The 8,848-nt window shown below is 63.5% G+C and carries 10 protein-coding genes; 4 read left to right on the forward strand and 6 right to left on the reverse strand.

What is annotated here, in order from left to right:
* The 3 genes from ABZV91_RS31200 to ABZV91_RS31210 form a co-directional block, all read left to right on the forward strand.
* Positions 1-1,386, forward strand: a 1,386-nt coding sequence (locus tag ABZV91_RS31200; RefSeq protein WP_355249315.1) for a hypothetical protein, incomplete at its 5' end; no start/stop codon positions are given.
* Positions 1,387-1,395: 9 nt separating this feature from the next.
* Complete coding sequence (locus tag ABZV91_RS31205) at positions 1,396-2,448, forward strand: asparaginase (protein WP_355249316.1); 1,053 nt, start codon at positions 1,396-1,398, stop codon at positions 2,446-2,448.
* A 2-nt stretch (positions 2,449-2,450) separates the two neighbouring features.
* The gene (locus tag ABZV91_RS31210; protein ID WP_355249317.1) at positions 2,451-2,942 is read left to right on the forward strand and encodes a PPC domain-containing DNA-binding protein; all 492 of its coding nucleotides are present in this window, start codon (positions 2,451-2,453) and stop codon (positions 2,940-2,942) included.
* A gap of 109 nt (positions 2,943-3,051) precedes the next feature.
* Here the strand turns inward: ABZV91_RS31210 and ABZV91_RS31215 are convergent, their stop codons facing one another.
* Positions 3,052-3,939 (reverse strand): hypothetical protein, encoded by an 888-nt coding sequence (locus tag ABZV91_RS31215; protein ID WP_355249318.1) that lies wholly within the window; start codon positions 3,937-3,939, stop codon positions 3,052-3,054.
* 21 nt (positions 3,940-3,960) lie between these two features.
* Positions 3,961-4,548 carry a hypothetical protein gene (locus tag ABZV91_RS31220; RefSeq protein ID WP_355249319.1) on the reverse strand — a complete coding sequence of 196 codons (588 nt, stop codon included), beginning with the start codon at positions 4,546-4,548 and terminating at the stop codon, positions 3,961-3,963.
* Between the two features lie 249 nt (positions 4,549-4,797).
* Here ABZV91_RS31220 and ABZV91_RS31225 point away from each other — a divergent pair, with 249 nt between their 5' ends.
* Positions 4,798-5,085: a hypothetical protein gene (locus ABZV91_RS31225; RefSeq protein WP_355249320.1), complete on the forward strand. Its 288-nt coding sequence runs from the start codon at positions 4,798-4,800 to the stop codon at positions 5,083-5,085.
* A 10-nt stretch (positions 5,086-5,095) separates the two neighbouring features.
* Here ABZV91_RS31225 and ABZV91_RS31230 read toward each other — a convergent pair whose 3' ends face one another.
* The 4 genes from ABZV91_RS31230 to ABZV91_RS31245 are packed head-to-tail and all read right to left on the reverse strand — an operon-like array spanning position 5,096 to position 8,317.
* Complete coding sequence (locus tag ABZV91_RS31230) at positions 5,096-5,536, reverse strand: NUDIX domain-containing protein (RefSeq protein ID WP_355249321.1); 441 nt, start codon at positions 5,534-5,536, stop codon at positions 5,096-5,098.
* Positions 5,537-5,542: 6 nt separating this feature from the next.
* Complete coding sequence (locus tag ABZV91_RS31235; protein WP_355249322.1) at positions 5,543-6,796, reverse strand: DegT/DnrJ/EryC1/StrS family aminotransferase; 1,254 nt, start codon at positions 6,794-6,796, stop codon at positions 5,543-5,545.
* Positions 6,793-7,854 (reverse strand): Gfo/Idh/MocA family oxidoreductase, encoded by a 1,062-nt coding sequence (locus ABZV91_RS31240; protein ID WP_355249323.1) that lies wholly within the window; start codon positions 7,852-7,854, stop codon positions 6,793-6,795. The genes ABZV91_RS31235 and ABZV91_RS31240 overlap by 4 nt, the downstream gene beginning before the upstream one ends.
* A gap of 31 nt (positions 7,855-7,885) precedes the next feature.
* Positions 7,886-8,317, reverse strand: a complete 432-nt coding sequence (locus ABZV91_RS31245; protein ID WP_355249324.1) for a PIG-L family deacetylase — start codon at positions 8,315-8,317, stop codon at positions 7,886-7,888.
* Positions 8,318-8,848 lie beyond the last annotated feature (531 nt).

Raw genomic sequence — 8,848 nt, forward strand, 5'->3', positions numbered from 1 at the left:
CACCGCTGGCTCTCCGGCGACGTGAAAGGACTCCCCTACCCCCACCACTGCCGCATCCTGGAAAAAATGCTGCCCGGACACACCGCCACCGAACTGTTTCAACCGGAAACCACCGGCCGGCAGTACAACGCGCCCGTTATTCCCGCCCGATCGGACAGCACTGTCAAACCCTTTGGCTCGTGGTTGCCTCCGGGAGTCGAGTACCCCGAATCAGGCGTCGCGGCAGAGGAATTCGCCGACTCGCACGGATGGTTGGATGGCTCCCGTCTTCCCTTCTTGCGCATGCCTGCGGGTCGGTTCTTCGCCGGGGCGGATATTCCGGCTGTCGTTGTTGCGGCGGTGCCTGATCGCGGTCGTATCGTGGCTGCTGCGCCGACCGGAACGGCTCGGTATCCGGCACTGTCCGGCTCGGGGCGATCGGTGGTGGTCGCCCACATCGACGATGCTGATCAGCCGCGTCGCTATGTGATGGATCGCCGCCGAGTTCGGGCCCGGCTGGCGACCACCTCGCCGGAGGCGCCGCTGCTGTTCCCTCGCGCATACGTGCTCGATGATTTCACACTTGCCATCATTTGGGCTGTGACCGGCCTGGACAGCGCGCTGCTGGATGACGACGCCGACTTGGCCGAAGTGGTCGGGCTGCTGGAAGCAAGGACGTCCGACCCGCATCTGGCCTTGGGGCGCGATCTCGGCGCCGAATTGTCCCCGGTGTCGAGGATGTGGCTGGGCTCGGAGGTCTGTGCTCGCCATATCCTGCGAAACGCTGACACGTTAACCGACACTCCACAGTTCTGGAGCCGGGAACAGCGTGGAGAAGAGGCGAGCACGTGGCTGCTGTTCGGACACAAGTACCGGTATCTGCATGCCACGAGCAGCCCGGACTCCGACCGGCCCGTACGCGCATTCTGCGTCCCTCCCGCCGCCGTCCATCATTCCGGACGACCTGAGCGGATACTGCTACTCCTCGCGGCGGTCCTACACGAATCCACCGGTGTCACCACTGTCATCTGCTCCGAACCCGAGTACACGACCACTCCCGGGTTCGTCCTCGACCGCAACCACCGCGCGTTGGTGGCCAACTGGGTCAACACCGACCGGATCTGGCAGGTCGACGTCACCGACCGCCGACCGACTCTGCGCGAGTTCGATGACGCGATCCGATGGGCACGATCGCGCACTGTCCTGCCCGGTGCATCACCGCGTGACCGGCTTCAGGCGTTGGCCGATTACCTCGATCTGGACTGGAGTTGGCTGGTTCGCCGGGCAACTGAGTTTGCCGACAGCGGGATCGCCGGTTTGTGTGCCCCGCGCAGTCGACTGCTGTCGACCGCTGGTCTCGACCAGGCATGCACCTTCCTTTCCAGCCTCGACGCCGCCGGTCGTTAGGCTGCTAGAGTGCCTACCGTCGAATCTCCACGCCGTGTCACCGTTTTCGCCCTTGGTGGCACCATCGCCATGACCGATACCGGCGGCGGCACTGTGACTCCGACTTTGTCGGCGCAACAACTCTTGGCGGCCGTCCCCGGGCTGGCCACCACGGGTATTGCGATCGACACTGTCGACTTCCGGCACAAGCCCGGTGCCAGTCTGACGTCGGCCGATATCGCTGCTCTCGCCAGCGAGATCGCCTCCCGACGCGACGATATCGACGGTGCGGTCATCACCCAGGGCACTGACACCATCGAGGAAACCGCCTACCTGCTCGACCTGCTCCACACCCCGGACTTTCCGGTGGTCGTCACAGGAGCCATGCGTAACCCGACGCTGGCCGGCGCCGACGGCCCCGCCAATATCCTCGCCGCGACCCTCACCGCAGCCGATCCCACGATGCGCGGCCAGGGCTGCCTGGTGGTGTTCAACGACGAAATCCACGCAGCACACCGGGTCCGTAAGACTCACACCACCAGCACCGCCACCTTCTCCTCCCCCAACGGAGGTCCGCTGGGCTTCCTCACCGAAAATCGGCCCTGCCTGCTCAACCGCCGCTTACACCGACCGACTCTACCGACAGCGGCACGGGCTATTCCATCACCACATATCCCTATCGTCACCGTGACGCTCGGCGATACCGGCACAGGTCTACGTGCCCTCTCCGGGAATGTTTCCGGGCTCGTCGTCGCCGGGTTCGGTGCCGGCCACGTCCCGGCCGACCTCGTCGATATCCTCACCGAGCTCGCTGCCAGAGTTCCGGTAGTCCTGGCCTCACGCGCCGGCGCCGGGACAGTCTTGTCAGCTACCTACGGATTCCCAGGATCGGAGCAAGACCTCCTCGCCCGGGGCTTGATACGCGCCGGATATCTCGATCCACTGAAGGCCCGTATCTTGCTGCATACCCTGTTAGGGCTCACTGTCGACCGGGCCGTCATCGCCGACGCATTCGCCGTCTCCGGCGGCTACGCCGACCCAGATGCTTGGCCCTGGCCTGACCACCTACGCAAGGAGCATTGACGATGCGCGCCCACGAACTCCGCCTCGGACGCTCCTTCGGCCTCGTCTTCGACCACGGCGACGACTTCTACACCGCCCTCGACGAGTTCTGCCGCACTCACCACATCCGTCAGGGTTACATTCCCTCGTTCATTGCCGGATTCAGCGAGGTCGACCTCGTCGGCGCCTGTGACCGCCTCGACGACCCCGCCGCCCCCGTCTGGTCCAAAGTTCATCTCCGCAACGTCGAAGCATTCGGAGGCGGAACCCTCGCGTACGCCCCCGACAGCGGCGAACTCAAACCACACATTCACGTCGCGATCGGACTCAAGGAACACGCCGCCTCCGGTTACACCAGCCACCTCCTCGGCGCTACCGTCCAATTCCTCACCGAAATGCTCGTTATCGAAGTCTTGACACCGGACATGACCCGAAAACCGCAATCAGACCTCTACAACGTTCCCCTGCTCCGGTTCGACACCGCGCCCGGCCACGGCCCGACCGAACCGAGATGACCGGCGGGAAGCGACTCACCTCGACCGAAGAACAGCTCGCCAAGAAGTGGCCACAGCTCGGCGGTCGGGATGCCAAGGACGCTCTGGCCTCGATCCTCAGCAAGCACAGCTAGCGGCCCCGCTCTACCCCTCGGTCTCGGCCCCTGCCCGGGGCATCCCTTCCGCCGCGGGTGGGCTGTGGCGGTTCCCGGAAGGGAGATTCAACCCCCGGCGGCGGACGGTTGATGCGGAGTATGTCTGCGGCCTCGTGTCCGGTCATAGCCGGATGTTCCCCACGGGCCGCAGCTTCCCGATCCAGGCGCACGCGCTCGGCCACCCGATCGACGGCTTCGCGCTGCCTCTGCTGCTCTTCGCGTATCTGTCGCTCGCGTTCCTGCTTCTCCAGGGCCTCCTTGGCAGCGGCTCGGGTCCGCTCCCTCTCCGCGGCCTTTTTCTGGACTTCGCGAATCCTTTCCTTTGCTCGAAGCTCCGAGGATTTGAAGAGCTCTGGCTGTTGCTGTTCTCGACTGCGCTCCAGTTCCCGGCCGAGCTTTTTGGCTTGTCTCGCCTGTTCCTGCGTGACCTCTTCAACACGGAAGCGGTCACCGAAGTCGCGCACCATGTCATCGAGGGCTTTGCGAATCTCCTGGTCCGGGGCACCTTCGATGACAATCCAAGCTCCCATGGCCCTTTTGTCGATCGTAAGGGCTTCGCGGTCCAGCTTGATCTGCTTCAGTGTGAAGTCGTCGGCTTTGAGCCTCCTGGCGCCCTTGTACTCCCGAAATTCGTACTGGTTTATTGCTCTGCCGGCGTCGTGGATGCGGCGGCCCGAAGCCAGTTGCTGAGGCACCTCGTGCTGCCAACCCCTGTCGGGCGTCTCACCTCGCATCTCGGCAATGCCGTAGTGAAACCAGCGTCCGATGTCCTGGGAGGTACGGCCACGCCGGGAACGCTCACGTTGTTCCCGGCGCTCCTGCTCGACATACCGTCGGCGACGCTCTTCTTCCTCGCTAGGCATCCCCCGACCCCCTACCCCCGATTAGATCAGGCCGTGTTTTCGTTGTAGGTCCAGGCCCTCATGCTCGAGTCCATGGGCCTTGGCGTAATCAACGGCGCGCGAATACCACTCGCCCACGACGGCCGATCCGAACTCCGCGTCCGGCGAGTCGAACAGCATGTTGACCGGGTAGTCGGCTTCGTCAGTCCAGTCGTATCGGATCGTCGGCCCGAAGTTCTGAAGTCGGCCGTCCTCGGCGAAAAGCACTCTGCCCATTGAGGGGTCGTTGATCCAGCGGCCGTCGCAGTGCCTGACGAAGTATTCGCCGATGTAGGCCACGAACGCATCCACCAACTTTGTCTTGTCGGCGTCGAACAGCGCATCTTCGTCGACGAAGAAATAGTCGAAGGCGTGGTCTAGCCAGTGCAGCGCCATCTCGTCGCTGTAGCGATCAACACCCGATGGCATCGGACCTATGGGCTTGGCCGAGCCGGTCTGAGTCTTCCAGTCGGCGGGCACCCTCGGCAGCGCTTCGGTAAACAGCCAGTCGATCACCCCCGCGATGCGTTCGGGGCTCGACCACACCACCCACTCCGGATCGTCCTGTGCCGCCACGTCGATCTCATCCATCACTGGTCGATTCCTTCCCCTTGTGTCCACCAACCCGATTCGGACCACCGCAGCGTACCCGCCGGTTCGCACGATCTATCGCTCTCAGAGGAGCCGAGGAAGCAGACCGATGCATCCGTCAAATCGGCGCTCTCGGGCGCCACTGCGGCGGCCATATCCAGAAACATCTCGGCAACGACGAGATGCAGCAGCTGTCGCGCTTAGCGGTCAAGGCGGTGTAGGTGGTGTGTATGCCGTCGGTGACGGTGGTTGTTTCACCCCAGTGCCGGGGCGGGTGGGCATTCTCTGCCCTCCGATACCCGCTACCTGGCATGGCGGAGCCGCGAAATCGGACACGGACGCGTCTGGTCCCTCGACTCGGCAGCGCACTATATCGCCGCGGCCTGCGGAGACGGGACAGTCCGGCTCCATTCGACCGCCGACACCGACCAATCGACAGTGCTGGATACAGAGGCACGCCGCATCTGGGCGGTGGCGATAGCACAGTCCGGCGACCGGCTCGCCGCAACGGGCGACGACGGCCGGGCCCGGGTATAGCTGCACCTGATCAGGTTTCCCGGTAGCGCGCCAGTATCTTCTTCACAGCGTCCGTGACCGGTGGTTCCTCGGCCAGACTGGTCCAGGTGTAGGCGTCGTGTTCGGTGAGTTCCACGGGCTCGGTGTGTCCGACCTCGACAGTGAAGTTGAATTGTCGGCTTTTCCGGCCGCTGCCGGACTGGTAGTCGAACTTGCCGAGGTAGTTCGTGATGGCGGTTACCTCAAGGCTGGTTTCTTCCTTGACTTCGCGAATCAGGGCTTGGTCGATGGCTTCGCCGGGGTCGACCTTGCCACTGGGAAGCTCCCAGATTCCGCCCATGAAGTCGTCGGCGGGGCGTTGCAACAGAAGGACTTTGCCGCCGTGTTGGACGACGGCGCCGACGACGAGTTGTTGCACCTCGTCCTGGTCGGCTTCCCGTGTCAACGTATCCAGCAGTGGTGTCTCGATCATCGAGCCCTATCCTTTCAGGTCGGCGTGGTGGGTGGTCACTTTGTGGAGCGCTTCGATGTAGCGATCGACGAGTGGTAGGTCCTCGTCTCGATGCCACACGGGGAGTTTGAGCGTGGCGTGGTGCAGAGATTCGGCCCTTGGATAGTCGCCTGGTGCGTATGCCAGTTTGCCAGTGAAGCCTGCAAACAGAGGACCTGGCTCTTGGAAGAGCGGCAGGAGGTTGAGGGGGCAAGTCGATCCGGGCCGGTCGATCTCGTAGCAGCCTTCGGCTTGAAGCGCGGCGTGGAAGCGCTCGACCGGCACATCGTCGAACATTGCGTCGTCGTAGACAATCGTGAACCCATACCAGGCTGGTCGCGCCTGCAGGTCGTGCCAATTGACAGTCAGACCGGGCTCTTGCCGGAGTTCGTCGTGGATGTGCTCAGCGATGCGCTGACGCCCTTCGAGGTATTCATCCAGATGCGACAGCTGCTCCAGGGCAATGGCTGCAGCCAACGGATGGATGCGATGCTTGAGCCCCATACCGGTCACGGCGAAACGGCTGAGGTCAGAGTGCGCTGGGATTTCGTTTCGGCACCGCTTGTTGTATTGGCCGTGCAGCAAGACGCGATGGTAGACGTCTTCGTCATCAGTAATGACGAAGCCACCCTCCCCTGCTGACAGCGGCTTCGGGCCGTTCATGCTGAACGCGGCGGCTTGCCCGAAGGTGCCGAGCTTCTGCCCACCAAGGCTTGCCCCGTGAGCGTGGGAAGCATCTTCGAGCAGTGGCAGACCATGGCTGTCCGCCAGAGTTTTCAGGCGCCGAATCTGAGCTGGCATCCCCCACATATGTGTGACGACGATGGCTTTGGTGCGCTTTGTGATACGTCTCGGCACGTCGTCCGGATCGAGGTTGCCGCTGGCGTCGCAATCACCCAGGACGGGGGTTGCGCCCAGGTGCAGCAGCGGGGTGGCGGTAGCGAAGAAGGTATACGCCGGCACTATCACCTCGTCACCTGGCCCGATGCCGCAGGCGGCATACATCGAGTGCAGTGCCGCGGTGCCTGAGCTGGTGAGGACGGCGTAGCGGGCGCCGAAGTACTGCTGGAGTCCATCTTCGAGTCGAGCGATGACACCTGAGCGGTCATAGATCGAGATGCCTTCATCAAGCTGATCGAGGATGGCAATTCTGGTGGCCACTGTCAGTGGCGGCCATGAGAAATGCGGTGCCGCCTCAGAAATGACAGGGGTCCCGCCGAGCAGCGCCAGAGGTGAAGTCACAACAGCTCCTTGGGATTGACGTAGTTGCGGGTGCGCGCGGCCTCGTAGCAGGCGGAGACAAAGGCCATGTGATCCAGGTTTTCGGCGGGACCGCTGAGGTTCGGCCGGTCGCCATCGATGACGCGGTGGAAGTAGTCGATCTGGCAGGCCGCGGCCGAGGGCCAGGCTTGCTCACGATGCAGCGACTCGATGACCTCGCCGCTGTTCGTCAGCCGGCGGATGCGGCCCCGTTCCAGATGCACGACGCCGTCAGACCCGACAAGCCGGATCTCTTCGGTCTTCGGCCCGATGAACCGCGAGAGCAGCAACGAACCGTAGAGGCCGCTGTCATAAGCGAAGTGGATGAGTGCGGTGTCTTCGGCGTCATAGCACCGGTCCGGTCGTGCGCCGACCGACAGCTCGGCTGCGATGCTGTCGGGCAATCCGAAGTACCACAGGATCAGGTCGATGAGGTGGTAGCCCATATCAATCACGCAGCCGCCGCCCGCTTTGGCGGTCTGCCCACGCCAGCCTTCGGAGGGGTCATCGACGTGGACGGTGTAGCGGGCGTCGATCAGAAACGGCGTGCCGATCTGGTCAGCGAGCTGCGGGAAGCTCGTGTAGATCGGATTGAATCGCCGTTGCAGCGTGACCATCAGCTCGATACCAGATCGCTCGCACAACTGCGCCAGTTCGATGGCTTCGATCAGGTTGGTGGCGAACGGTTTCTCCTTGAGGACGTGGACCTGATGCTCCGCGGCTACTTCGATCACCGCCCGGCCAACATCGTGCGGCACGCAGACCACCACGAGGTCGAGTGTCTCGGCGTCGAACATTGCGCGATAGTCGTCGAAGCCAGGCACCTGGTGCATGGTTTCCTGCTCGCGCACGGCCCTCGCGTCCTCATCACAGACGGCGGCCAGCTCGACATGGCGCGACCGCGCGAGTGCCGGCAGGTGATCGTTGATTGCCTGGCGTCCGAGGCCCACGACCCCAGCCCGCAGTGTCTTACTGCCGTTACTGATGCGGCGCGAGGTGCGCCAACTGGTTTCGATGTCCGGGCGGTCGATGCGCGACACCGGTGCTGAACCGAGCGCACCTCGGACCGATTCACATGGTCTCATCTGATCCCCTACTGATCGTTGCGCAGATAGCTGTTGGATACCGGAGCCGTCGCCCCAGACTCACGTATGTGACCTCGGGCGCCACCACCACTGTCGGCCGCAGCACCAGCAACGCCACCCCATGTTCGGGACGGCCTTCAAGCAAATCGACGAGCTCGGCACGAGGCGACGCATCCAGACGCAGGGTGCGCCGAAACTCCGCCACCTGCTCGATCTCGGCCCACCGCTGCCTGGCGGTCGAGCCGCCCGCAGGTGAGTATTCGACCAGGTCATCGATAGCCGCATAAAGCACGTGAACCTGGCCTCCCTCCCGCTTGACTCGGCTGATCAGTCCACCGCTGCCGATGACTTCGTCGTCAGGGTGGGCAGCGATGACCAGCACGCGCTGCTGTCTCCAGTCGATCTGCACGCTGGTCACCACCGAACCCGGTAGCCCGACATCGGACCCGCCGGACTGCATCTGTCGGTCGGGTACGCCACCGACGCCTCAGCGCCCGGTTCAACCCAGGTGAGGTAGGGCGCGATCTGGACGAAGCCGGAACGCCGAATCATCGCGGCTGCCTGCCCGCTGCACCCACGGCATCCCTGCTCCAGTAGTAAGCAGATACAGATCGAGGAGAATCTGCATCGACAACCAGGATTTCATTGCGGCCTCCACATACTCGAAACAACTGGATTAGCTGCCCAGCAGCCAGTTCAACTTCCACCCGGCCAGCGATATCCGCACTCCCAGCGCGAAAAGCGGGCAGGACCCAAGCTTGAGCCGGCGGTGGCCCTCGTCCCTCCGACGATGCCGCTATCGGTCGTCATCGTTGGCTATCTCTGACTGTGCCGTGGCACGGTGTCGCATCTCCACACCCATCACATGCCCATCTCAAACTTCTTGTGCCCCTGCCGTCCCCTCTACGATGGGCACCGCCAGCAGACGCAGGGAATCGAAAGGTCTCAA

It is taken from the genome of Nocardia sp. NPDC004568 (assembly GCF_040609955.1).
GTDB lineage: Bacteria > Actinomycetota > Actinomycetes > Mycobacteriales > Mycobacteriaceae > Nocardia.

Excerpts from the sequence above, each read along its gene's own strand:
- ABZV91_RS31210 (WP_355249317.1), top strand. The coding sequence starts at position 2,451 with ATGCGCGCCCACGAACTCCGCCTCGGACGCTCCTTCGGCCTCGTCTTC.
- ABZV91_RS31215 (WP_355249318.1), bottom strand. The coding sequence starts at position 3,939 with ATGCCTAGCGAGGAAGAAGAGCGTCGCCGACGGTATGTCGAGCAGGAG.
- ABZV91_RS31220 (WP_355249319.1), bottom strand. The coding sequence starts at position 4,548 with ATGGATGAGATCGACGTGGCGGCACAGGACGATCCGGAGTGGGTGGTG.
- ABZV91_RS31230 (WP_355249321.1), bottom strand. The coding sequence starts at position 5,536 with ATGATCGAGACACCACTGCTGGATACGTTGACACGGGAAGCCGACCAG.